Below are 24,328 nucleotides of genomic sequence, written 5' to 3'. Positions count from 1 at the left end.
CTCCGCCGCATCACCCCGCTTCCCCCGCCCGCCCGCCGCTGCTAGAAGCGCCGGATGACCGAATCGCACCCGCGCTGCGTCGCCATCCGGCGAATTACGAGCCCGGCTTCCGCCTGAGGGCCGCTCGCGGCCGCGCGGAAGGCCGGGTTGCTGCCGTTTTCCGCCGCGATTCCCTCAAGGCCCGGGCCGGTTCGTGCCGGCTTGGTGCCCGTCAGACGAGCCTTGACCCCCATGACCGAGCAAAAGCCCGCCGCCGGGCGCGACTATTCCGAGACCCTGTTCCTGCCGGTCACCGAGTTCCCGATGCGGGCCGGCCTGCCGCAGCGCGAGCCGGAGATCCTGGAGCGCTGGGCGCGCACCAACCTCTATGCCCGTATCCGCGAGGCGGCGGCCGGGCGGCCGAAATTCGTCCTGCATGACGGCCCGCCCTACGCCAACGGCCACATCCATATCGGCACCGCCCTCAACAAGATCCTGAAGGACATCATCGTCCGCACGCAGGGAGCCCTCGGGCAGGACGCGAACTACGTCCCGGGCTGGGACTGCCACGGCCTGCCGATCGAGTGGAAGATCGAGGAGCAGTACCGCGCCGCCGGCCGCAACAAGGACGATGTGCCGGTGGTCGAGTTCCGGCGCGAGTGCCGGGCCTTCGCCGAGCACTGGCTGTCGGTGCAGCGCGAGGAGTTCAAGCGCCTCGGCGTCACCGGCGACTGGGACCATCCCTACCTGACCATGGCCTACCCGGCCGAGGCCGCGATCGCCCGCGAGCTGATGACCTTCGCCACCACCGGCCAGCTCTATCGCGGCTCGAAGCCGGTGATGTGGTCGGTGGTCGAGAAGACGGCGCTGGCCGAGGCCGAGGTCGAGTACGAGGACCACGTCAGCGACACCATCTGGGCCGCCTTCCCGGTCGTCGAGGCCCGATCGGCCCCGGACCTGCAGGGCGCCCGGGTCGTCATCTGGACCACCACCCCCTGGACGATCCCCGCCAACCGCGCGGTCGCCTATTCCCGAAAAGTTTCGTACGGACTCTATCGTGTCGTTGCTGCTCCTCAAGAAAACTGGTCTCAACCTGGTGTTCGTTACGTTGTTGCTGACAAACTGGCGGGCGACGTCTTCAAGGCAGCGCGCGTCGAGAGCTACGAGCGACTGAGCGACGTTTCCGCGGAGGCGCTGGCCGGCCTGACGCTCGCGCATCCCCTGGCGGGCTGGAACGACGGCTACCGCCACGCCGTGCCGATGCTGGAGGGCGAGCACGTCACCGACGAGGCCGGCACCGGCTTCGTCCACACCGCGCCGAGCCACGGCCGCGAGGATTTCGAGGTCTGGATGGCCAATGGCCGCCAGCTCCGTGAGCGCGGCATCGAGACGGCGATCCCCTACACCGTCGATGCCGACGGCGTGCTGACCGAGGCCGCGCCCGGCCTCACCGGCAAGCGCGTCCTCGACGAGAAGGGCCAGAAGGGCGACGCCAACAAGGCGGTGATCGCCGCGCTCACCGCCGCAGGGACGCTGGTCGGCCGCGGCACGCTGAAGCACAGCTACCCGCATTCCTGGCGCTCGAAGAAGCCGGTCATCTTCCGCAACACGCCGCAATGGTTCATCGCCCTCGACAAGCCGGTGGCGACGCTCCACGACGCCACCTTGCGCGACGTGGCCCTGCGCGAGATCGCCGTCACGCACTGGGTGCCGCCGCAGGGGCAGAACCGCATCACCGGCATGATCGCCAACCGCCCTGACTGGGTGGTGTCGCGCCAGCGCGCCTGGGGCGTGCCGATCACGGTCTTCGTCCACCGCGAGACCGGCGAGATCCTGCGCGATGAGGCGGTCAATGCCCGCATCCACGCCGCCTTCGCGGCGGAGGGCGCGGATGCCTGGTTCACCGACGCCGACGGCGCCCGGTTCCTGGCGCCCGAGCACGACCCGGCGGCCTACGAGAAGGTGACCGACGTCCTCGATGTGTGGTTCGATTCCGGCTCGACCCATGCCTTCACGCTCGACGACCCCGAGCAGTTTCCGGGCCTCGCCGGCATCCGCCGCCGCCGCGACGGCGGTGACGACACGGTGATGTACCTCGAGGGCTCGGACCAGCACCGCGGCTGGTTCCACTCCTCGCTGCTCGAATCCTGCGGCACCCGCGACCGTGCGCCCTACGACGTGGTGCTGACCCACGGCTTCGTCCTCGACCCCAAGGGCGAGAAGATGTCGAAGTCGAAGGGCAACGTCGTCGCACCCCAGGACGTGATCAAGGGCTCGGGCGCCGACATCCTGCGCCTGTGGGTGGCGGCCTCGGACTATACCGACGACCTGCGCATCGGCCCGGAGATCATCAAGACCTTCTCCGAGACCTACCGCAAGCTGCGCAACTCGCTGCGCTGGATGCTCGGCACGCTCGCCCATCACCGGCCCGAGGACCGGGTGGCGGCCGACGCCATGCCGGAGCTGGAACGCTTCATCCTGCATCGGCTGGCCGAGCTCGATGGCGAGATCCGCGACGCCTTCCGCACCTTCGATACGAAGCGCGTGGTGGCGCTGCTGAACGGCTTCATGACCGGCGACCTGTCGTCGTTCTACTTCGACGTGCGCAAGGACGCGCTCTACTGCGATCCGATCTCGTCTGAGACCCGGCGGGCGGCGCTCACCGTGGTGGACGAGGTCTTCAAGCGCGTCACGGTCTGGCTCGCCCCGGTCCTCGCCTTCACGGCGGAGGAGGCCTGGCTCGCGCGCACCCCCTCCGAGACCGGCTCGGTCCATACCGAGACCCTGCCGGAGACGCCGTCCGCGTGGCGCGACGAGGCCCTGGCGAAACGCTGGGCCAAGATCCGCCGGGTGCGCCGGGTGGTGACCGGCGCGCTGGAGATCGAGCGTGCCGCCAAGCGCATCGGCGCGAGCCTCGAGGCGGCCCCGAGGGTCTTCGTCGCCGATTCCGATCTGCTGGCGAGCCTCGACGGCATCGACTTCGCGGAGGTCTGCATCACCTCCGACATCGCGGTCGAGGCCGGCGAGGGACCGGCCGAGGCGTTCCGGCTCGACGAGATCCGGGGCGTCGCGGTGGTGCCGGCCCTGGCTGCCGGCCGCAAATGCGCCCGCTCGTGGAAGGTGTTGCCCAGCGTCGGCAGCGATCCGGACTATCCGGACGTGACGCCCCGCGATGCGCAGGCCCTGCGCGAGTGGGACGCGCTCCACGCCAAGGCTGCCGAGTAAGGGGCAAGGAAACGGGCGAGGAAAAAGTAATGCGTCCCCTCCCCTTCGGCCTCCTGGTCGCCCTCATCACCCTGGTCCTCGACCAGGGAACGAAGCTCGGCCTCCTGTTCGTCGCCGACCTGCCTGTGCGCGAGCCCGTGGTGCTCGCGCCCTTCGCGCAGCTGATCGTGGTGTGGAACCGCGGCGTCTCCTACGGGCTGTTCCAGCAGGATTCGGCGCTCGGGCGCTGGGTGCTGGTGGGCGTGTCACTGGTGGCCTCCGTCGCGCTCTCGCTGTGGATGGCGCGGGCCGGCAGCCGCTGGCTCGCCGGGTCGCTCGGCCTCATCGTCGGCGGGGCGATCGGCAACGCCATCGACCGCGCCGCCTACGGGGCGGTGTTCGACTTCGTCCACCTCCATGCCGGCGGCTGGTCCTGGTACGTGTTCAACGTGGCGGATGCCGGCATCGTCTTCGGCGTGGTCGGCCTGCTCTATGACGGGCTGGTGCTGGAGCGCCGGCGGGACGTGGCAACCGGCAAGCAGACCTGAAACGCCCTGTGTGTCACGCGCGCAACGCCACCGACCGGCGTTGCGCGCGCCCATTGCCACGCCATACCTTCGCCCGAAACCGCCACCACCCAAGCTGGTAACGACGGGGCGGAACAGGCAGGGGGCCAGCATGCTCGACAAGCGTACGATACTCGCCGCGGTGACGGTCGCGGGCCTCGCCGCCGGCCTCACGGTCTCTTGCGGCGCGCACGCCCAGGAGGGCGTCGCGATGAAGAACGCCCTGTCGTCGATCGGCCTCATCGAGCCCGAGCGGCCGACCATCACCTACCGCGAGCGCGCGCCGCTGGTGCTGCCGCCGAAGATGGACAAGGCCGCCCTGCCGCCGCCCGTCGACCGCCGCGCCGTGCGCGAGGCCAACCCGCAATGGCCGACCGATCCCGAGACCGCCGCCCGCGACCGCCGCGCCGCCGAGGACCGCAAGCCAATCACCCGCGGCTATGGCGGCCGGATGAGCGACAACAACGCCACGCTGCCGATCCAGGAAATGCGGGCCGGCCGGCGCGAGGGCGCGAGCCTGACGACGGAGCCGACCTACAAGCCGGGCGACAACGTGAAGGAATCGTTCTGGCTCAACCCGATGCAGCTCCTCGCCGGCAAGAAGGACGACGACGTCAACCTCCCCGACGTCGAGCCCTCGCGCGATTCGCTGACCGAGCCGCCGACCGGCTACCGCAAGCCGCCGAACGGCAAGCTCGCCCGCACCGAGCGGGGCCCGAATGGAATGATCAGCGACCGCGAGCAGGCCGATCCCGGCGTCTACCTCCGCTCGCGCCAGTAACGTTTCCGAGATCGTCGGGAGTGCCATGCCCCGGGCCGCACCAGCGGCCCGGGGTTTTGCTTGGTCGAGACCCGCTCGCCGTGCAGAGCTGCGGCCCGGATTGCCCTAAGGGCCGCCCAGGCGGATGGGAGGCCAAGCTTCGGATGGATTCACGGCCACGCTTCAACTGGGCCAGAACCCATCCGATCTGCGCCGGGTGCATTTCTCCGTAGTTCTCGGGTCCCCCCTGCCACAAAATGCTCTAGAACAGGGTCTCTAACGGTCAGCGACCCCGGTGGCCGGCCCGCCGGCCGGCTCGGACGCCCGCTGGCCCGTGACTCGCATGAGCCGCAAGCCTCTCTTAAGTGAGCCGGTTCACGATCCAACGCGGGTGGCCCGTCCGGCCGCCCGGCTAAGGTAGATCAGGATGTCCCCAAACAGGATGCGCCCCGCCCCCGGCCTCGTCTGCCCCGTCAGCGCCACCCTGCGCACCGACGCGGCGCCCTTCGGCCGTGCGGAGGCGGGCGGTCCCGAAGTGGCGTCCTTCGTGCTCGACAACGGCCTCGACGTGGTGGTGGTGCCCGATCACCGGGCCCCGGTGGTCACCCACATGGTCTGGTACCGCAACGGCTCGGCGGATGATCCGCTCGGCCAGTCCGGCATCGCCCACTTCCTCGAGCACCTGATGTTCAAGGGCACCGAGACCCACCCGGTCGGCGCCTTCTCGAAGGCGGTGTCGAGCCTGGGGGGCCAGGAGAACGCCTTCACGTCGTTCGACTACACCGCCTATTTCCAGCGCGTCGCCCGCGAGAACCTGAAGACCATGATGAGCTTCGAGGCGGACCGGATGACCGGCCTGATCCTCGACGACGCCGTGGTGGCCCCCGAGCGCGACGTGGTGCTGGAGGAGCGCCGCATGCGGGTCGAGACCGACCCGGCGGCGCAGCTCTCCGAGGCGATGGCGGCCTCGCTGTTCGTGCACCATCCCTACGGCATCCCGATCATCGGCTGGATGCACGAGATCGAGGAGCTGAACCGCACCCACGCCCTCGATTATTACCGTCGCTTCTACACCCCGGAGAACGCGATCCTGGTGGTCGCCGGCGACGTGACCGCCGACGAGGTCCGGCGGCTGGCCGACGACACCTACGGCGCAGTGGCGCCCCGGGGCGCCCGGCCGCAGCGGGTGCGGCCGCGGGAGCCGGAGCCGCGGGCGGCGCGCCGCCTCAGCGTCGCCGACCCGAAGGTCGAGCAGCCGACCCTGCAGCGGCTCTACCTCACCCCCTCCTGCATGACCGCCCGCGACGGCGAGAGCCATGCCCTCGAGCTCCTCGCCGAGGTTCTGGGCGGCGGCCCGACCTCCTACCTCTACCGCAGCCTGGTGCTGGAGCAGGGCGTCGCGGTGAATGCCGGCGCCTGGTACATGGGCTCGGCGATCGACGACACCCGCTTCTCGGTCTACGCCGTGCCGGCGGAGGGCGTGAGCCTGGAGAAGCTGGAGGAGGCCCTCGACCGGGCGCTCGCCCGCGCGCCCTCCGAGGCTTTGTCGGCCACCGCGATCGAGCGGGCGAAGACCCGCCTCGTCGCCGAGACGGTCTATTCCTCCGACAGCCAGTCCTCGCTCGCCCGCATCTTCGGCTCGGCGCTCGCCATCGGCGAGAGCATCGAGGAGGTGCGGCGCTGGCCCGCCGAGATCGAGGCGATGCAGGCCTCCCGCCTCGCGGCCGTCGCCGAGCGCTACCTGGTCCCGGCCCGCTCGGTCACCGGCTACCTGACCAAGGGCCAAGCGGCCGCGGCCGCCGCCTGAGCCCTTCCGTACGGACACCGCCCGGGGCCTCGTGCCGCCGGGCGGATCTTTTTCTTCTGAGAGATAACAAGAGGTCCTCATGACCCCGGCCGACGCCGTCTCCCGCACTGCCGCCACTTCGTCCTCCTCGCCGACCCAGGCGCGTCCCGTCCTCTCGGCCCGCGGCATCGAGGCCTGGCACGTCGCGTCGCCGGTCGTCCCGCTGATCGCGCTGGCCTTCACCTTCGAGGGCGGCGCCGCGCAGGATCCCGAGGGCAAGGCCGGCACCGCGCAGATGCTGGCCCGCCTCCTCGACGAGGGCGCCGGCCCGCACGATTCCGACGCCTTCCAGGAACGGCTCGCCGCCCGCGCCATCGAGCTGAGCTTCCATGCCGGGCCGGACGCCATCGGCGGCTCGCTCAAGATGCTGGTCAAGCACACCGACGAGGCGATCGAGCTCCTGGCCCTGGCGCTGGCCCAGCCGCGCTTCGACCAGGCGGCGATCGAGCGGGTGCGGGGACAGATGCTGGCCGGCCTGCGCTACCAGCAGAACGATCCCGGCGTGATGGCCTCGCGGCGCTTCTTCGCCGAGGCCTATCCGGGCCACCCCTATGGCCGGCCCTCCTCCGGCACGATCGAGAGCGTGTCGTCGATCACCCGCGACGACCTCGTGGCGATGCATCGCCGGCTCCTCGCCCGCGGCCGGGTCAAGGTCGCGGCGGTCGGCGCCATCGATGAGGAGGCGCTGGTGCGCGCCCTCGACGCCGCCTTCGGCGCCCTGCCGGAGGGCGGCGAGCTGACGGCCGTGCCGGCGACCTCGATCACGGGCTTGGGCCGGCGCATCGTCGTCGATCTCGACGTGCCGCAATCGGTGCTGCGCTTCGGCACCGACGGGGTGCCGTGGCGCGATCCCGACTTCATCCCCGCCTACGTGCTCAACCACATCCTGGGGGGCGGCGCCTTCACCTCGCGGCTGTTCCAGGAGGTGCGCGAGAAGCGCGGCCTCGCCTATTCGGTCGGCACCTCGCTGGTGAGCCACCGCGCCGCCTCGATGACCTGGGGCTACACCGCGACCAAGAACGAGCGCGTCGCCGAGTGCCTGACGGTGATCGCCGACGAGATCGCCCGCCTGACCAGCGACGGACCCTCCGACGACGAGTTGCAGAAGGCCAAGGACTACCTCACCGGCTCCTACGCGCTCGGCTTCGACACCTCGACCAAGATCGCCCACCAGCTGGTCCAGATCGCCTTCGAGGGCCTGGGCATCGACTACATCGCCCGCCGCAACGGCCTGATCGGCGCGGTCACGCAAGGAGATATCCGCCGCGCGGCGGCCCGTACCCTCGGGGACGGCAAGCTGCTGGTGGTGGCGGCCGGACGGCCGACGGCGATGTAAAGAAAAAGGGGGCGATCCGGCGGATCGCCCCCCTCACGATTTCCCCGCTCACGGGCTTGCCTGACGGCACCGGAGCAGAAGAAGTCGGGATCAGGTCGAGATGAGGTGCGAAGCCGCCTGTCCGCCGACACAGCACGCGTAGAGAGACTGACAAGCGAACGACCGCTCGCTCGGCTTAGCTTAATGCCGCGGCGTGATAATGCCGGTCAACAGGGAATGACCGCGAACATCGCCTCGCATCGTCGCCACCCCGGCAAGTCGGAGATCACCGACCTCCGGGCCAATGGCAACAATCCGACCTGGGTCAGCCGTCGCGGCAATCCCGGGAAGGCCCGAGATCGCGTCGCTGCCTCGGCGTCCCGGAACTCTGCTGGATCAATGCACGCTCAATGCTTGCAGGTCGTGCGCCCAGGCATTGGCGAAGGCCGCATCCCGGCTGTCGGTCAGCAGGATCGGCGCGCCGCTCGCGGAGAGCAGGGCGAACAGATCGAGGCCGGGAGTGAGGTCCGGGGCCTCGGGGAAGAGGCGCTTGACCTCCTCCGAGCGCATGGCGCGGACATAGGCCACGTGGCCCTCGCCGAGGGCCGCGAGCGCGGAGGGGTCGAGGTCAAGATTCAGATTGGTGTCGGACATGATGCGCCCTCCTCTCAAAGGCAGCAGGACGGTGGATCGACCGAGCCCCGAAGCGGCCCGCCGACCGGGGTGAACACGATATGGGGACGGTCAGACGATGTCGCGCGACCCGATGTCGATCCGTCGCACGATGCGCTCCGGTTCCGGCCGGGCAAGGTCGATCGAGAGCAGGCCGTTCGACAGATCGGCGCCCAGCACCTCCATGCCGTCGGCGAGCAGGAAGGCGCGCTGGAACTGCCGGGCGGCGATGCCCCGGTGCAGGAAGGTCCGGCTCTTGTCATCGGCCTGGCGGCCGCGGACGATGAGCTGGCTCTCCTCGAGGGTCACGTCGAGCTGGTCGCGAGTGAAGCCGGCCACCGCCAGGGTGATGCGCAGCCGCTCCGGCTCCTGCTCGGTGCGGGGCAGGCGCTCGATGTTATAGGGCGGGTAGCCGTCATTGGCGGCTTTGGCGACGCGGTCGAGCGCCTGCTCGATCTCGTCGAAGCCCAGCAGGAACGGATGCCCGAACGGCGAGGGACGCGTCATGGTGTCGGCGAAGCCCTGTTGCGGAGGCACTTCGGTCAGATCCGGGCCCGCCTCGGCAGCGCCCGTCGGGGCCGACCGCAACTCCGCCGGCCCATGCCGGGATATGAGGGGCGCGGGGCCCCACATCAAGGGGAAGCGCGGCGCTTCGGAGCGCGCTCAGCGCTGCATCGCCCCGGTGAGACGCTGGCTGATGCGCTGGCGCAGCGCGCTCGGCAGTTCCAGATCGACGAGACGCCAGGTCCAGCCCCGTAGCCGCAGGCGGAGGCGGAAGCGGTTCTCGAGCGGGCGGTCGGGCGGATAGCTCACCACCATGCCGCGAAAGCCTCGCGGCTCGGCCGAGCGGAACAGGGCGAAGAGCTGGCTGATCGTCGAGGCGTGCAGGCCGAGGCCGTCCTTGGCTTTCGGGATCTCGCGCGGACCCTCGCGACTGGCGGGCGTCCCGTCGCCGGATGCGCTCTCGCGGGCGAGACCGGCGCGCACCGGCCAGCCGTCGTCGAGGAGATCGATCAGGGTCTCGGGCGTGACGAGGGACTCGACCAGCGGCTCGGCCAGGGCCCCGCTCGCCTCGGTCAGGATGGTGCGCTCCCGGGGCGACAGGTCGCGGCGGGCGGCGATGCCGTCGACGGCCGCGGCGAGCGCCTGCTTGGTCAGGGACAGCCGCAGGGTACGGAAGTTCACCCGTTGCGCTACGGCCGCCGCGTCATGCGCCTGCACCGCCTGCGACAGGCGGTAGAGCGCGATGTAGGGAGAGACACCGTAGGCGATCCACAGGAGCAGGACCGCCAGGGCTGCGAGCCACCAGCGCGTCATGCGGGCTCGCCGGCGGGAAAGCGTGCGAGGCCGGTCACGCCGGGCGCGCGAGGTGGGCGAAGGCGGCGATCACCTGCTCGTAGACCGGGCGCTTGAACGGGATCACCAGGTCGGCGAGGTGGGCCAGCGGCTCCCAGCGCCAGCCGTCGAACTCCGCCTTGTGGGCGCCGCCGCCCGGCCGCAGGATGTCGATCTCGCGCTCGTCGCCCTCGAAGGCGAAGGCGAACCATTTCTGGGTCTGGCCACGGAAGCGCCCCTTCCAGGGCTTGCCGGCCGCGAAGGTCGGCAGGTCGTAGGAGTACCAGCCCGGCGCCTCGGCCAGCAGGCGCACCGAGGTCGGGGCGACGTTGGTCTCCTCGTAGAGCTCGCGCAGGGCGGCGTCCCGCGGCGCCTCGCCCTCGTCGATGCCGCCCTGCGGCATCTGCCAGGCATGGGCGCCGAGATCACCTGAATCGTGCCGCCGGTGGCCGGCGAAGACCAGCCCGTCGCGGTTGAACAGGGCGATACCGACGCAAGGCCGGTAGGGAAGGCTGGCCAGCGCAGCCTCGGGGCGGTGAAGCGATGCCATGAAGCGACCTTAGAGCAATTTCCCGTGCAGGGGACCGGACCCTTGAGGAAAATGCCGCGCGAGCGACGCGAATGCGTCAGGAGCCGGACCGCAGCGCCCGGCTCGCCGGGACCAGGAGGATGCCGCGGGATTCGAGGTCCCGCGACCAGCGGGCGATGCGGTCGATGGAGAGCGGCAGGGCGGTCGCCGCGCCCAGCGCGAAACCCGACTTGCGCGCCGCCTCCTCCAGGCGGGCGAGCTCGCGGTCGATGGCGTCCGGGCGCGGGACCGCGTCGACGACGATCTCGGCCCGGGCCACCGGCACCTTGGCCTTGCGGGCGATCTCGCGGGCGAGCGACCGCGGCGAGGTGCCGTCGTCGAGGAAGCCGAGGCCGCGGCCGCCGATCTCGCGCAGGACCGGCTCCAGGGCCGCGGCCTCGCCGGTGAGGCGCGCGCCCATGAAGTTCATCACGCCCACCGCGCCCGGCACCCGGGCGAGCACGAAGGCGAGGCGATCGAGGTTCTCGCCGGGCTTGGCCGCCGCCAGCAAGGTCTGGGGGCCGGGATCGTTGTCGGGATAGTCGAACGGCTCCATCGGCGCTTGCACCAGCACCTCGTGCCCGGCCTCGCGGGCGCGGGCAGCGCTGCGGGTGACGTCGGCGCCGTAGGGTGCGAAGGCCAGGGTGATCGCCGGCGGCAGGCGCTGCACCGCATCCTGCGTCGCCGCCTGCCCGATGCCGAGGCCGGACACCACGAGGGCGATGCGGCCGGCGACCGCCCCGCCCCGCTCCAGCCCCGAGGCCTCGGGGCGGGCATAGACGTCGAGGGGCCGGGCGCCGTCCGGGCCGATCTTCGGCAGCGCGCCGTAGCGGCCACGCTCGCTCAGCCGCGCGTCGGGGGCAGGGTTGAGCTGGATCGGGCCGTTGCCCGGCACCCGGATCACCACCGAATCCGGCGCGCTGGTGCCGTCCGGCCGGCTCACCGCGACGCCGGAGGCCCGCTCGACCTCGCCGGCGCTGCGGCTCGCGGGATCGGGACGGGCCGGAACGGCCGGTTCCGGCACCGGCGCGCTCAGGCTCCGGACCTCGATCGCGGCGATCGCGTAGGGCTCTCCCGCGAGCGGGTCGTCGCCGAGGACGAGGAAAGCGGCAAGCGCCAGGGCGCCCGCGCCGAAGGCGATGGCGATGGCGGCGAGCAGCCGGGGTTGCAGGGCGGCGCGCCAGTGTTTGACGCGGGCGGTCGCCTCGTCCCTCAGCCCGAGGGGACGGGTCAGGATGGTGTCGGACGCGAGCGGCACAGGCGTGAGGTCCCGCGACCGTGTCGCTGCCACAAAGCGGAAGGCCCGCAGCGCCGGTCGTTCAACCGGTATTGCGGGCCTTCGTGGTAAACGCGGCGTTAAAGCGGGTGCGGGAGGCGCCCGGCGAGACGCACGATCAGTTCGGATTCGGGACGGTGGTCTTCGCGGTGTTGGCCGCGCCCTTCTGGACGCCGTGCAGGAAGTCGACCGCGGCGGTCAGCTGCTTGTCCTTGGCCGGGTCCGGCGGGACGTAGGCCGATGAGCCGCCGCGCTCCTCGGTGTCCTTCTGCTTCAGGTGGCCCTTCAGGCCGGCCTCGCCCTTGGTCTCGTCCTTGCCCTTCAGCTCGTCGGGGACGTCCTGCAGCACCTCCTGGTCCGGCTCGATGCCCTTGGCCTGGATCGAGCGGCCCGACGGGGTGTAGTAGCGCGCGGTGGTGAGCCGCAGGGCGCCGTTGCCGCCGAGCGGGATGATCGACTGCACCGAGCCCTTGCCGAAGGAGCGGGTGCCGAGCACGGTCGCCCGCTTGTGGTCCTGGAGCGCGCCGGCGACGATCTCGGAGGCCGAGGCCGAGCCGCCATTGACCAGCACGACGATCGGCTTGCCCTTGGTCAGGTCGCCGGACTTGGCCGAGAAGCGCTGCGTCTCGTCCGGGTTGCGGCCGCGGGTGGAGACGATCTCGCCGCGGTCGAGGAAGGCGTCGGAGACCATCACCGCCTGGTCGAGCAGGCCGCCCGGGTTGTTGCGCAGGTCGATGATGAAGCCCTTGAGCTTGTCGCCCGGCAGGTCGGTCGAGAGCTTGTCGACGGCGGCCTTCAGGCCGTCATAGGTCTGCTCGTTGAACTGGGTCAGGCGGATGTAGCCGATATCGCCGCCCTCGGTGCGCGAGCGCACGGGCTTGATCCGGATCAGGTCGCGGTTGAGCGTGACCTCGATCGGGTCCTTGGCTTCCTTGCGGGTGATCTTGAGCTTCACCGGCGAGTTGACCGGGCCGCGCATCTTGTCGACGGCCTGGTTGAGGGTCAGGCCCTGGACCTGATCGTTGTCGATCTGGGTGATGATGTCGTTGGCGAGCAGGCCGGCCCGGGCCGCGGGCGTGTCGTCGATCGGGGTGACGACCTTGATCAGGCCGTCCTCCATCGTGACCTCGATGCCGAGGCCGCCGAACTCGCCCTTGGTCTGGACCTGCATGTCACGGAAGCTCTTGGCGTCCATGTAGCTCGAATGCGGGTCGAGGGAGGTCAGCATGCCGTTGACGGCCGCCTCGATCAGCTTCGCCTCGTCGGGCTTCTCGACGTAGTCGGTACGGATCTTCTCGAACACGTCGCCGAACAGGCTGAGCTGGCGGTAGGTCTCGGCCGAGGCGGCGACGGCGCTCGTGCTCGAGAGCAGGTGGGTCTGGGTCGCCACCGTGGCCGTCCCGGCGCCCAGCATGGCTCCGAACAGGACGAGGGAAACTTTGCGCATTATCCGCGAACCTTCTCGCTTGACCCTTTGGCCCACCAAGGATCCGGGTCGATGGAGCCACCGTCTTTCTTGAACTCGACGTACAGGACGGGATCGTTCCGCCCGCCGGCTCCTGCCGAAGGTGCGGAGCCCATGTCTCCCATCACGGCGACCGGCTCCCCCGCGAGCACGAACTGACCCACCTCGACGTTGATCTGGTCCATGCCCGCCAGGAGCAGATAGTAGCCGTCGCCCGCGTTGATGATCAAGAGACGACCGTAGGAGCGAAACGCCCCGGCATAAGCCACCCAGCCATCCGCCGGAGAGGAGACGACGCCCCGCGGGCGCGTCATGAGCGATATGCCGCGGCTCGTTCCCCCGGACCCGTCGGGGCTGCCGAAGGTCCGCACCACCTCGCCACTCACCGGGCGTGGCACCAGGCCGCGCACCTGGGCGAAGGGCACCTTCGGCGCCAGCCGGGCGGGATCGCGCAGGGCCGCCGCCGCGAAGCGCTCGCGCGTCTCGCGGGTCTCGGCCTCGGCCGCCTCCTTGGCGGCGCCGGCGGCGCGGCGGGCATTCGCCAGGTCGCCGTCGAGGCGATCGACCAGGTCCTTGAGGCTGCGGGCCTGGCCGGCGAGGCCGGTCGCGCGCTCGCGCTCCGCCGACAGGCCGCTCTCGGCCTCGCCGAGGCGGGACTGGCGGGCAGCGATCAGGGCGGTGAGGCGCTGGCGCTCCGCGGCCCAGCCTTTGATGTCGCCGCGCAGGGTCTCCTGATCGGCGGCGATGAGGCCGCGCAGGCGCACCAGCTCGGCGAGGTCGCCGGCCAGGGTCTCGGCCTCGCCCTGCAACTCGGGCACCACGGCGCCGAGCAGCATCGAGGTGCGGATCGCTGCGAGCACGTCCTCGGGCCGCACCAGCACCGCCGGCGGCGGCCGCCTTCCCATGCGCTGGAGCGCCGCCAGCACCTCGGCGATGACGCCGCGGCGGGCCTCCAGCGAGCGGCGGAGCGCCGTCTCGCTGCCCGCCATGGTCTGGAGACGCGCCTCGAGCTCGGAGATGCGGTCTTCCGCCTCCTGCGCCTTGCGGGCGGCGTCGATCAGGGCCTGGTTGAGCCGGGCGCCGTCGCCCTTGATCTCGGCCACCTCGCGCTCGAGCTTGGCGCGGCTCTCGGTGCTGGCCTGAAGCGCGGTCTCGATCGCCCGCAGGCTCTCCGCGCGCCGGTCCTTCTCGGCCTGCGCCTTCGCCACCGGGTCGGCGGCCGGGTCCGACGCCGGCTGGGCAACGGCCGGGAGGGCACAGGCGAGGGCCGTGGCGGTCAGGATGGCGGAGAGGAGCGCTCGGGTCACGGGGCGCCGCGGTGATAGGGGTGGCCGGAGAGGATCGTCATGGCCCGGTAGAGCTGCTCGAGGGCCAGGACCCGGACGAGCCCGTGCGGCAGGGTGGCGGCGCCGAAGGCGAAAATGAGATCGGCCCTGGCCCTGACACTAGGATCGAGGCCGTCGGCGCCGCCAATCACGATGGCGAGACCGGGCCGGCCGCCGTCGCGCCACGCGCCGAGCTGATCGGCGAAACCGAGGCTCGTCACCGCCTTGCCCCCCTCGTCGAGTACGAGCGCAGCGGCGCCCGGCGGAATCGCCGCCAGGATCGCGGCCGCCTCCTCGGCGCAGCGGTCCGGCGCGCGCCGGGCTCGGCTCTCGGGGATCTCGGTGAGGTTCACGGCGGAGAAGCCGAGGCTACGCCCGAGCGCGTCGGCGCGGCCGCGATACTCCTCGGCGAGATCGCGTTCGGGGCCGCGCTTGAGGCGACCCACCGCGACGAGGGCGAGCCGCATGGCGGCGTGTCCGTCCGTCTGCGCGTCGCGCGATCAGCCGGCGAGGCGGTCGGCCGGCCGGTCGGCGCCCCAGATCTTCTCGAGGTTGTAGAAGTGCCGCACCTCGGGCCGGAAGATGTGGACCAGGATGTCGCCAGCGTCGATCAGCACCCAGTCGCAGGCCGGCATACCCTCGACCCGGGGATTGCCGAAGCCGCGGGTCTTGAACTCCTGGATCACCTTGTCGGCGATCGAGCCGACATGGCGCTGCGAGCGGCCGGAGGTGATGATCATGGCGTCGGCGATGGAGGTCTTGCCGACGAGATCGATCTCGACGGTCTCCTCGGCCTTCATGTCCTCGAGGCAGGCGAGGGCAACCGACCTCATGTCCGCGGCCTCGGGCGCGTCGATCCGGGATTCCTGCGCCTCGGGCTGCACGGGAAGCTCGTTGTCCTGAGCTTCGTGAGAGATTGCGTCGTTCAGTGCCGACCCCTGTCGATGAAGGCACCCGGTGGCGCCACGAGACGATGTTGCCCGCGGCATGCGCGGTGCCGATGCCATTGACCGAAGACAGTGGCGAACCAATGGCGGATTTTCAAGCTGGACGCGCGCGAATCCGGCCAATCGAAGGCGATCAGGATGCAGATCGGATCGTGACGGCGCGGAGCGCCGTCGAGGACAGGCTGTTGCGCGGCCCGTGCAGGAAGACCCAGGCCGGCGGTCGCCGATCGGCCAGGGTCGCCGCCGCGGGCTCGTCGATGCGGGAGGCGGCGAGCGCCCGTGCGGCCGGGGAGGCCATCGCCCGCAGGGTATAGCCCGGCCGGTCGATCACCGCGAAGGGCATCCGGGCGGCGATCTCGCGCCAGCCGCGCCAGCGGTGGAAGCTCGCCAGGCTGTCGGCGCCCATGATCCAGACGAAGCGGATCTCCGGGTGGCGGTCCGTCAGCCAGGACAGGGTCTCGACGGTGTAGCGGACTTCCAGAGCTGCCTCGAAGTCGGTGACGGCGATCCGGGGATCGCGCGCCACCGCCCGGGCGCCCTCGGCGCGGGAGGCGGCGTCGGGCAGGTGGCTGCGGTCCTTCAGCGGGTTGCCGGGGCTCACCAGCCACCAGACCCGGTCGAGGGCGAGGCGGCGCAGGGCCAGCCGGCTGACGTGCCGGTGGCCGGCATGGGCCGGGTTGAACGAGCCGCCATAGAGGCCGACCCGCAAGCCCGGCGCGAGGGGCGGCAGGCGCACGATCACGGGTGCATCCGACCCTGCCGTCCCCCGTCTCAGGCCGTCACGGGCGGATCTGCCCGGTGCCGCGGACCCGGTAGTTGAAAGTGGTGAGCTGCTCGACGCCGACCGGGCCGCGGGCATGCATCCGCCCGGTGGCGATGCCGATCTCGGCGCCGAAGCCGAACTCGCCGCCATCGGCGAATTGCGTCGAGGCGTTGTGGACGACGATCGCCGAATCGACCTCGGCCAGGAAGCGCTCGGCCGCTGCCCGGTCCTCGGTCAGGATCGAATCGGTGTGATGCGAGCCGTACGATTCGATGTGGTCGATCGCGGCGTCCAGCCCGTCGACGACCCTGACGGAGATGACCGCGTCGAGATACTCGGTGCGCCAATCCTCCTCGGTCGCCGGCGTCACCCGGGGATCGACCGCCTGGGTCGCCGCGTCACCGCGCACGGCGCATCCGGCCTCGATGAGGTCGGTCACCAGCGGGGCGAGGTGGGTGCCGGCGCAGGCGCGGTCGACCAGCAGGGTCTCGGCGGCGCCGCAGATGCCGGTGCGGCGCATCTTGCTGTTGCGCACGATGCTGCGGGCCATGGCGAGGTCGGCGCCCGCATGCACGAAGACATGGCAGATCCCCTCCAGATGGGCGAAGACCGGCACCCGCGCCTCGTGCTGCACCCGGGCCACCAGGCCCTTGCCGCCGCGGGGCACGATCACGTCGATGGCGCCGTCGAGGCCGCCGAGCATGGCGCCGACCGCCGCGCGGTCGCGGGTCGGGACGAGCTGGATCGCGTCCGCCGGCACGCCGTGGCGGGTCAACCCCTCGGTCATCGCGCTCGCGATGGCGGTGGCGCTGCGGTGGCTCTCCGAGCCGGCACGCAGGATCGCGGCGTTGCCGGCCTTGAGGCAGAGCGCGCCGGCATCCGCCGTCACGTTGGGGCGGCTCTCGAAGATCACCCCGACGACGCCGAGCGGCGTCGCCACCCGCTCGATCGTCAGGCCGTTCGGCCGCTCGTAGGTAGCGAGCGTGCGCCCGACGGGATCCGGCAGGCCGGCAATGCTCTCCAGGGCTTCGGCGATCGCGTCGATCCGGGCGGGGCTGAGCGCCAGGCGGTCGAGGCTGGCGGCGGACAGGCCCTTGGCCCTGCCCTCGTCGAGGTCGGCGGCGTTCGCCGCCAGAATCGCCGCGCTCGCAGCCCGCAGCGAGGACGCGGCCTCGCGCAGGGCGGCGTCCTTGGCCGGGCCTGGGACCAGCGCCATCCGACGGGCGGCGGCGCGGGCGCGCCGGCCGATCTCGCGCATCAGCGCGTCGACGTCTTCTTGGCGGGGCTTCAGGCTCAGCACGGACACGGTCGTCACATCCCGGCCGCCGCGTTGCGGCGGCTCATCGTCTTGCGGGGTCCCCTCATCGCACGCCGCGCCTGAGAGCGGCAAGCGGCGTCAGGAATCCATCTTGAGGGCGGCGATGAACGCCTCCTGCGGGATCTCGACCTTGCCGAACTGGCGCATGCGCTTCTTGCCCTCCTTCTGCTTGTCGAGGAGCTTGCGCTTGCGGGAGATGTCGCCGCCGTAGCACTTGGCGGTGACGTCCTTCGACAGGGCCCGGATGGTCTCGCGGGCGATGATCTTGCCGCCGATCGCCGCCTGGACCGGGATCTGGAACAGGTGGCGCGGAATCAGGTCCTTCAGCTTCTCGCACATCGCCCGGCCGCGATGCTCGGCGCGGGTGCGGTGGACCAGCATCGACAGCGCGTCAACCGGCTCGGCATTCACCAGGATCGACATCTTCACGAGGTCGCCCTCGCGGTAATCCGAGATGTGGTAGTCGAACGAGGCGTAGCCCTTCGAGATCGACTTCAGCCGGTCGTAGAAATCGAACACGACCTCATTGAGCGGCAGGTCGTATACGACCATTGCGCGCTTACCGACGTAGTTGAGGTCGATCTGGGTGCCGCGCCGGTCCTGGCACAGCTTCAGGACGCCGCCGAGATACTCGTCGGGCGTCATGATGGTGGCGCGGATCCACGGCTCCTCGATCGATTCGATCTTCATCACGTCGGGCATGTCGGCCGGGTTGTGCAGCTCGCGCTGCTCCCCATCCTGCATGTTGAGGTGATAGACCACGCTCGGCGCGGTCGAGATCAGGTCGAGGTTGAACTCGCGCTCGAGCCGCTCCTGGATGATCTCGAGGTGGAGGAGCCCCAGGAAGCCGCACCGGAAGCCGAAGCCGAGCGCGGCGGACGTCTCCATCTCGTAGGAGAACGAGGCGTCGTTGAGCCGGAGCTTGCCCATCGCGCCGCGCAAGGACTCGAAGTCCGCGGCGTCGACCGGGAACAGGCCGCAGAACACCACCGGCTGCACCGGCTTGAAGCCGGACATCGCCTCCTTGGTCCGGCGCTTGTCCTCGGTGATGGTGTCGCCGACGCGGGTATCGGCCACCTCCTTGATCGAGCCGGTGAAGAAGCCGACCTCGCCCGGCCCGAGCTCGGAGACGTCCTGCATCTTCGGCCGGAACACGCCGAGGCGCTCGACGCCGTAGGCCGCGTCCGCGCCCATCATGCGGATCGTCATGCCCTTCTTGAGCACGCCGTCGACGATGCGCACCAGCACCACGACACCGAGATAGACGTCGTACCAGGAATCGACCAGCAGCGCCTTGAGCGGCGCGGTTCGGTCGCCCTTCGGCGGCGGCAGGCGGGTGACGATCGCCTCCAGCACCGCCTCGATGTTGAGACCGGTCTTGGCCGAGATCGGCACCGCGTCCTTGGCGTCGATGCCGATCACCTCCTCGATCTGCTCCTTGACCCGGTCGGGCTCGGCCGCCGGCAGGTCGATCTTGTTGAGGACCGGGACGATCTCGTGGTTGGCGTCCAGCGCCTGGTAGACGTTGGCCAGCGTCTGCGCCTCGACGCCCTGGGAGGCGTCGACGACGAGCAGCGAGCCCTCGCAGGCGGCGAGCGAGCGCGACACCTCGTAGGCGAAATCGACGTGGCCGGGAGTGTCCATCAGGTTGAGGACGTAGTCGCGCCCGTCCTGCGCCTTGTATTCCAGGCGCACGGTCTGCGCCTTGATGGTGATGCCGCGCTCCTTCTCGATGTCCATCGAGTCGAGCATCTGCTCGCTCATGTCGCGCGCCGCCACCGCACCGGTGATCTGGATCAGCCGGTCGGCGAGCGTCGACTTGCCGTGGTCGATATGGGCGACGATCGAGAAGTTGCGGATGTTGTCGATGGGGGACGCGGTCATCGTGGGGCTGTCTCCGGCGCGCAGGCGCAGCAGGGGACGCGGCGCACGGGGGTTCTCGGATATCTGAAGCCGCGAGATAGCAGCGGGCCAGGCCGGCAACAAGGCGGCTGCCGGCCGCGGATCCCCTCGATTGCGGGCCGGGCCCGGCTTCGTCACGCCCCCAGCCGGTCCGCCACGTCCTCAGCCAGCGACAGGCTCGACGTCAGCCCCGGGCTCTCGATGCCGAACAGGTGGACGAGGCCCGGCAGGCCATGCTCCGCCGGCCCGTCGATGAGAAAGTCCGCGGCCCCCTCCCTCGGGCCGGACAGTTTCGGGCGGATGCCGGCATAGTCGGGCACCAGCGCCCCGTCGGGGAGCCCGGGCCAGTAGCGGCGGATCGCGGCGTAGAACAGGGCGCCGCGGCCGGGATCGACCTCGTAATCGGGTACGTCGATCCACTCGACGTCGGGGCCGAAGCGCATCCGCCCGGCGAGGTCGAGGGTCAGATGGATGCCGAGCCCCCCCTCGACCGGGGCCGGGTAGATCAGCCGCGAGAAGGCCGGCCGGCCGATGCAGCCGAAATAGTTGCCCTTGGCCAGAACCAGGCGCGGCACGCGGGTCTCCGGGTAGCCCTCGGTCGCCCGGGCGAGCGTCTGCGCGCCGAAGCTCGCGGCGTTCACCACGGCATCGACCGTGATCTCGTCGTCGCCGAAGCGCGCGACCCACCCCTCGGGCGAGCGGGTCAGGCGGGTGATCGGGGTGTTGAAGGCGAGGGCGCCCCCTGCCTCCTCGATGTCGCCCTGGAGCGCCAGCATCAGAGCGTGGCTGTCGACGATGCCGGTCTCGGTCGAGAGGAGCGCCGCGTTGCAGGTCAGGTTCGGCTCGAGGCGCCGGGCCTGCGTCCCATCGAGGAGCGACAGGCCCTCGACGCCGTTCTCGACGCCTTGCGCGTGGATCGCCGCGATCTTGGCGCCCTCCGGCTCGGTCGCCGCGACGATCAGCTTGCCGATCTTGGCGTGGGGCACCCCGTGGCTCTGGCAGAAGGCGTAGAGCCGGCGCCTGCCCTCGACGCAGTGGCGAGCCCGGGCTGAGCCCGTCGGATAGTACATCCCGGCATGGATCACCTCGGAATTGCGCGAGGACACGCCGGTCCCGATGCCGCCCTCCGCCTCGGCGACGATCACCTCGTGGCCACGCAGAGCCAGTTCCCGACCGATCGCGAGGCCGACCACGCCGGCACCGACGACGAGCACCATCATCGGCCGCTCCTCCTGATTCTTCGTTCTGACACTACAACAAAAAAGGCCCCTCTCCGGGGAGAGGGGCCCTCAGGATCACCGAACGCCGGCGATCACGCCGCGATCGACATGGTCGGCTCGGCGGCGCGCACGTCGGCGTCGACATGGGCCTCGAAGCGCTTGAAGTTGTTCTGGAACATCTCGACCAGGCTCTTGGCCGTCTCGGCGAAGGCCGCCTTGTCCTGCCAGGTCTTGACCGGGTACAGGATGTGCGGCTCGACGCCCGGCACCGAGGTCGGCACCGCGAAGCCGAAATACGGGTCGCGGCGGAAATCCGCCTTGGCGAGGGAGCCGTCGAGGGCCGCGGTCAGCAACCGGCGGGTGACCCGGATCGGCATGCGGCGGCCGACACCGACGCCGCCGCCGGTCCAGCCGGTGTTGACGAGCCAGCAATCGACGTGGTGGCGGGCGATCAGGTCGCGCAGCAGGTTGCCGTAGACCGAGGGGTGCCGTGGCATGAACGGCGCGCCGAAGCAGGTCGAGAAGGTCGCCTCCGGGCCCTTCAGCCCCTTCTCGGTGCCGGCCACCTTGGCGGTGTAGCCCGAGAGGAAGTGGTACATCGCCTCGGCGCCGGTCAGCTTGGCGATCGGGGGCAGCACCCCGAAGGCGTCGCAGGTCAGCATGACGATGTTCTTCGGGTGCCCGGCCTGGCCCGTGGCGCTCGAGTTGCTGATGAAGGGCAGCGGGTAGGCGCAGCGGGTGTTCTCGGTGCGCGAGGCGTCGTCGAAGTCGGGCTGACGGGTGACCGGATCGATGACGACGTTCTCCATCACGGTGCCGAAGCGCTCGGTGGTGGAGTAGATCTCGGGCTCGGCCTCCCGCGACAGGCGGATGGTCTTGGCGTAGCAGCCGCCCTCGAAGTTGAAGATGCCCTTCGGGCTCCAGCCGTGCTCGTCGTCGCCGAGCAGCACGCGGTTGGGGTCGGAGGACAGGGTGGTCTTGCCGGTGCCGGACAGGCCGAAGAACAGCGCCGAGTCACCCTCGTGGCCGACGTTGGCCGAGCAGTGCATCGGCATGACGCCGGCCTTCGGCAGCACGTAGTTCAGGTAGGTGAAGACCGATTTCTTCATCTCGCCGGCATAGGACGTGCCGCCGATCAGTACGATCTTGCGCGAGAAATCGACCGCGATGACGGTCTCGGTGCGGCAGCCGTGCCGGGCCGGGTCGGCGCGGAAGCTCGGCAGGTCGATGATGGTCAGCTCCGGCTCGAAGCCGGCGAGGGTCTCGCGCTCCGGGCGGATCAGCAGGTTGCGGATGAACAGCGAGTGCCAGGCATACTCGGTGAAGACCCGGGTACGGACCCGGTGACCGACCTCGGCGCCGCCGACGAGATCCTGCGCGAACAGCTCACGACCCTCGGCATGGGCCAGGAAATCCTCCAGCAGGGTCTCGAACTGGGGCCGCGTGATGCCGCCGTTGTTCTCCCACCACACCTCGTTCTCGGTGTCGGCGTCGCGGACCACGAACTTGTCCTTGGGCGAGCGGCCGGTATGGATACCGGTCTCGGCCACCAGGGCGCCGCCGGCGGCGAGCTGGGCCTCGCCGCGCTGCAGCGCGTGCTCGTAGAGGCTCGGCGCCTCAAGGTTCCAGTTGACGCGCTTGAGGTTGCGGAAGCCGATCTTGTCGGCGCCGAACGCCTCGTTGAATACGCCGATGTCGTTCACGCCTGTTCCTCCTGGCGCCGACCGTGGAAACCCCGGCCGTCTGCCGGTCCGGGTCGGGCCGAATGACTTAACCCTCGCGTCCGGCGCGGCGACCGTGCCTGTCCTAGCAGGTCGCGCGCCCCCGCGCCGAGGCCGATCAACGGGCCTCGGTGGGCTGCTTTAGTAGGTGGCGAACCTTCACGGTTCAATCGAATTCGCCCGTGACGCCCCTGACACGCTCGACTTTGTGTCATGAGCTGGGGACGGCACGCGCCTGCGCGGCCATCGCCACCAGGGCGGGGCGCAAGGCGGCGGGACTGGCCAGCCGCTCCGGGAACGCGACGCGGGCGGTGCGCTCGCCGGCCATCAGGTCGAGCCCGTCCGGATCGAACCCGGTCAGGCGCCAGGGCCCGGGCTCCTCGCCGGCGAGCCGCGTGGCGTAGAGCGCGACGGCGTCGGCATGGTCCTCGTTCATGTGGGCGACGGCGCCGGGCTCGGATTCGGCGAGCGCCTCGAGCCCGGAGAGATCGGTGCGGAGCTCCTGGGCCGTCAGCGTCGCCGCCTTGGCAAAGCCGCCATTGAGGTGCCCGGCCCGGATCTCGAGCCGGAAGAACGCGAAGTCCGGGAAGTCGGCGTAGAGCGCGGCCTTCGGATGGCGGGCGAGGAAGCGTGCCCGCAGCCGCGGCTCCGCGCTGCGCTCCGCGCTCCCCGTCACGGTCAGGCGCGGATGGGCCAGCGGATCGCCCTTGCCGCCCTGGCTGAGCAGGATCGAGCAGCGCGGATCGGCCTCCAGGTTGAGGGTGTGGGCCGAGAGGCGCGAGAGCAGCAGCAGCGGCGTTCCGTCGACATCCGTCGCCACGGTGACGAGCGACGCGAACGGAGCGCCACCCTCCCGCTCCAGGGTCGCGAGGGCGCCCGAGCGGACTTTTCGCAGGAGCGCCTTGGCGAGGCCGACGGCGTCGAACGGCGCCTCGGCGGCCGGCAGCGGCGCAGCCTGCTTCTCCCCTGCCTCGGCCATACATCCTCCCTCGCCTGGCGCACGATGCGCCCTAACTTGACGCCGGCGCGCAGGCCCGTCCAGGCCGCGCGACGCCGCGGCTCGCGAACCCGGACCCGCTCCGCCTGTGGCCACTTCGCCACGGGTGCTCGCTTTTTCGGCGGGATGGTCTTAAGGGAGTCCGAATCGTGGCGTCGTGGCCACTGTCCAGCCTTTTTGGAGACGGGACCGCGGCACGCAAGATCTGCCGGGTCCGGAACCGGTTTCAGTCGGGTGACGTTCAGCAGGGCCGGTATGTCCTGCGGGCGACGCCCGCGCCCCAGGGAATGCCCATGCCGACCATCGCCCTCGTCGATGACGACCGCAACATCCTGACCTCCGTGTCGATCGCCCTGGAGACCGAGGGCTACCGGATCCAGACCTACACCGACGGCGCCTCGGCCCTCGACGGCCTGAAGCACTCGCCGCCCGACCTCGCGATCTTCGACATCAAGATGCCGCGCATGGACGGGATGGAGCTTCTGCGCCGCCTGCGCCAGAAATCCGACCTCCCGGTGATCTTCCTCACCTCGAAGGACGAGGAGATCGACGAGCTGTTCGGCCTCAAGATGGGCGCCGACGACTTCATCCGGAAGCCGTTCTCGCAACGCCTGCTGGTCGAGCGGGTGAAGGCAGTGTTGCGCCGCTTCGCCGCCAAGGAGGCGGGGCCGGGCGCCTCGGCCCGCGAGGCGGAGGCCGCCGCCGCCCGCTCGCTGGAGCGCGGCCAGCTGATGATGGACCCGGAGCGCCACACCTGCACCTGGAAGGGCGAGCCGGTGACGCTGACCGTGACCGAGTTCCTGATCCTGCAGGCCCTGGCCCAGCGCCCCGGCGTCGTGAAGAGCCGCAACGCCCTGATGGATGCGGCCTACGACGACCAGGTCTACGTCGACGACCGCACCATCGACAGCCACATCAAGCGCCTGCGCAAGAAGTTCAAGGTGACCGACAACAGCTTCGACATGATCGAGACGCTGTACGGCGTCGGCTACCGCTTCAAGGAAATGTGAGACGCTTGACCATCAGAGATTTGCCCGCGTGAGCGACGGATCGGCTCTCGGCGCCGTGCGCCGCCTGCTTGCCAACACGGGTTTGGCCAGAGGCCGCTTCCTCGGCGCCTCGGCCCTGAAACCGTCGAGCGAGATCGAC

Annotated in this window: 21 protein-coding genes; 6 read left to right on the top strand and 15 right to left on the bottom strand. The window is 70.6% G+C overall.

What is annotated here, in order from left to right:
- Positions 1–231 precede the first annotated feature (231 nt).
- From ileS to MFF64_RS20460, 5 genes are all read left to right on the top strand, one after another.
- Positions 232–3,204: an isoleucine--tRNA ligase gene (ileS, locus tag MFF64_RS20480; RefSeq protein ID WP_238192247.1), complete on the top strand. Its 2,973-nt coding sequence runs from the start codon at positions 232–234 to the stop codon at positions 3,202–3,204.
- Between the two features lie 29 nt (positions 3,205–3,233).
- The gene (gene lspA / locus MFF64_RS20475) at positions 3,234–3,731 is read left to right on the top strand and encodes a signal peptidase II (RefSeq protein WP_099902868.1); all 498 of its coding nucleotides are present in this window, start codon (positions 3,234–3,236) and stop codon (positions 3,729–3,731) included.
- 130 nt (positions 3,732–3,861) lie between these two features.
- A complete protein-coding gene (locus tag MFF64_RS20470) occupies positions 3,862–4,530 on the top strand; it encodes a hypothetical protein (RefSeq protein ID WP_099902870.1) in 669 nt (222 codons plus the stop codon).
- A gap of 421 nt (positions 4,531–4,951) precedes the next feature.
- On the top strand, positions 4,952–6,316 hold the full coding sequence (locus tag MFF64_RS20465; RefSeq protein ID WP_238192245.1) for a M16 family metallopeptidase: 1,365 nt from the start codon (positions 4,952–4,954) through the stop codon (positions 6,314–6,316).
- Positions 6,317–6,395: 79 nt separating this feature from the next.
- Complete coding sequence (locus MFF64_RS20460) at positions 6,396–7,691, top strand: M16 family metallopeptidase (protein ID WP_099902238.1); 1,296 nt, start codon at positions 6,396–6,398, stop codon at positions 7,689–7,691.
- A 375-nt stretch (positions 7,692–8,066) separates the two neighbouring features.
- Here MFF64_RS20460 and MFF64_RS20455 read toward each other — a convergent pair whose 3' ends face one another.
- From MFF64_RS20455 to MFF64_RS20385, 15 genes are all read right to left on the bottom strand, one after another.
- A complete protein-coding gene (locus tag MFF64_RS20455) occupies positions 8,067–8,324 on the bottom strand; it encodes a BQ00720 family protein (RefSeq protein ID WP_238192243.1) in 258 nt (85 codons plus the stop codon).
- Positions 8,325–8,414: 90 nt separating this feature from the next.
- The gene (locus MFF64_RS20450; RefSeq protein WP_099900687.1) at positions 8,415–8,849 is read right to left on the bottom strand and encodes an Hsp20 family protein; all 435 of its coding nucleotides are present in this window, start codon (positions 8,847–8,849) and stop codon (positions 8,415–8,417) included.
- Between the two features lie 156 nt (positions 8,850–9,005).
- Positions 9,006–9,659, bottom strand: coding sequence for a DUF2939 domain-containing protein (locus MFF64_RS20445; RefSeq protein ID WP_238192241.1), 654 nt, complete (start codon positions 9,657–9,659; stop codon positions 9,006–9,008).
- A gap of 34 nt (positions 9,660–9,693) precedes the next feature.
- On the bottom strand, positions 9,694–10,227 hold the full coding sequence (locus tag MFF64_RS20440) for an RNA pyrophosphohydrolase (RefSeq protein WP_238192239.1): 534 nt from the start codon (positions 10,225–10,227) through the stop codon (positions 9,694–9,696).
- Positions 10,228–10,303: 76 nt separating this feature from the next.
- Positions 10,304–11,503 carry a divergent polysaccharide deacetylase family protein gene (locus MFF64_RS20435; RefSeq protein WP_238192237.1) on the bottom strand — a complete coding sequence of 400 codons (1,200 nt, stop codon included), beginning with the start codon at positions 11,501–11,503 and terminating at the stop codon, positions 10,304–10,306.
- A 136-nt stretch (positions 11,504–11,639) separates the two neighbouring features.
- Positions 11,640–12,968, bottom strand: a complete 1,329-nt coding sequence (locus MFF64_RS20430; protein ID WP_099906192.1) for a S41 family peptidase — start codon at positions 12,966–12,968, stop codon at positions 11,640–11,642.
- Positions 12,968–14,293 (bottom strand): murein hydrolase activator EnvC family protein, encoded by a 1,326-nt coding sequence (locus MFF64_RS20425; RefSeq protein ID WP_207768201.1) that lies wholly within the window; start codon positions 14,291–14,293, stop codon positions 12,968–12,970. The genes MFF64_RS20430 and MFF64_RS20425 overlap by 1 nt, the downstream gene beginning before the upstream one ends.
- Positions 14,290–14,778: a 23S rRNA (pseudouridine(1915)-N(3))-methyltransferase RlmH gene (rlmH, locus tag MFF64_RS20420; RefSeq protein ID WP_099906194.1), complete on the bottom strand. Its 489-nt coding sequence runs from the start codon at positions 14,776–14,778 to the stop codon at positions 14,290–14,292. The genes MFF64_RS20425 and rlmH overlap by 4 nt, the downstream gene beginning before the upstream one ends.
- Before the next feature lie 33 nt (positions 14,779–14,811).
- Positions 14,812–15,144: a ribosome silencing factor gene (gene rsfS, locus MFF64_RS20415; protein ID WP_099906200.1), complete on the bottom strand. Its 333-nt coding sequence runs from the start codon at positions 15,142–15,144 to the stop codon at positions 14,812–14,814.
- Positions 15,145–15,391: 247 nt separating this feature from the next.
- Entirely contained in the window at positions 15,392–16,000 is a 609-nt protein-coding gene (locus MFF64_RS20410) for a nicotinate-nucleotide adenylyltransferase (protein ID WP_099906196.1), read from the bottom strand.
- 37 nt (positions 16,001–16,037) lie between these two features.
- Positions 16,038–17,327, bottom strand: a complete 1,290-nt coding sequence (locus MFF64_RS20405) for a glutamate-5-semialdehyde dehydrogenase (protein ID WP_099906202.1) — start codon at positions 17,325–17,327, stop codon at positions 16,038–16,040.
- 90 nt (positions 17,328–17,417) lie between these two features.
- Entirely contained in the window at positions 17,418–19,223 is a 1,806-nt protein-coding gene (gene lepA, locus MFF64_RS20400; protein ID WP_238192235.1) for a translation elongation factor 4, read from the bottom strand.
- A gap of 152 nt (positions 19,224–19,375) precedes the next feature.
- Positions 19,376–20,461, bottom strand: coding sequence for an NAD(P)/FAD-dependent oxidoreductase (locus MFF64_RS20395; protein ID WP_099904251.1), 1,086 nt, complete (start codon positions 20,459–20,461; stop codon positions 19,376–19,378).
- Positions 20,462–20,553: 92 nt separating this feature from the next.
- A complete protein-coding gene (locus MFF64_RS20390) occupies positions 20,554–22,164 on the bottom strand; it encodes a phosphoenolpyruvate carboxykinase (protein WP_238192233.1) in 1,611 nt (536 codons plus the stop codon).
- 229 nt (positions 22,165–22,393) lie between these two features.
- Positions 22,394–23,161, bottom strand: a complete 768-nt coding sequence (locus MFF64_RS20385; RefSeq protein WP_099901118.1) for a HugZ family pyridoxamine 5'-phosphate oxidase — start codon at positions 23,159–23,161, stop codon at positions 22,394–22,396.
- A 311-nt stretch (positions 23,162–23,472) separates the two neighbouring features.
- On the opposite strand from MFF64_RS20385, the gene MFF64_RS20380 reads away from it, so the two are divergent.
- Positions 23,473–24,189, top strand: a complete 717-nt coding sequence (locus MFF64_RS20380) for a response regulator transcription factor (protein WP_048430384.1) — start codon at positions 23,473–23,475, stop codon at positions 24,187–24,189.
- Positions 24,190–24,328: the final 139 nt, after the last annotated feature.

Origin of the sequence: Methylobacterium frigidaeris (genome assembly GCF_022179185.1) — a bacterium.
In the GTDB taxonomy this organism is placed as follows: Bacteria; Pseudomonadota; Alphaproteobacteria; order Rhizobiales; family Beijerinckiaceae; genus Methylobacterium; species Methylobacterium frigidaeris.
Note: the sequence above shows the minus strand (reverse complement) of the source record. Positions and strands in the feature narration are given on the sequence as shown.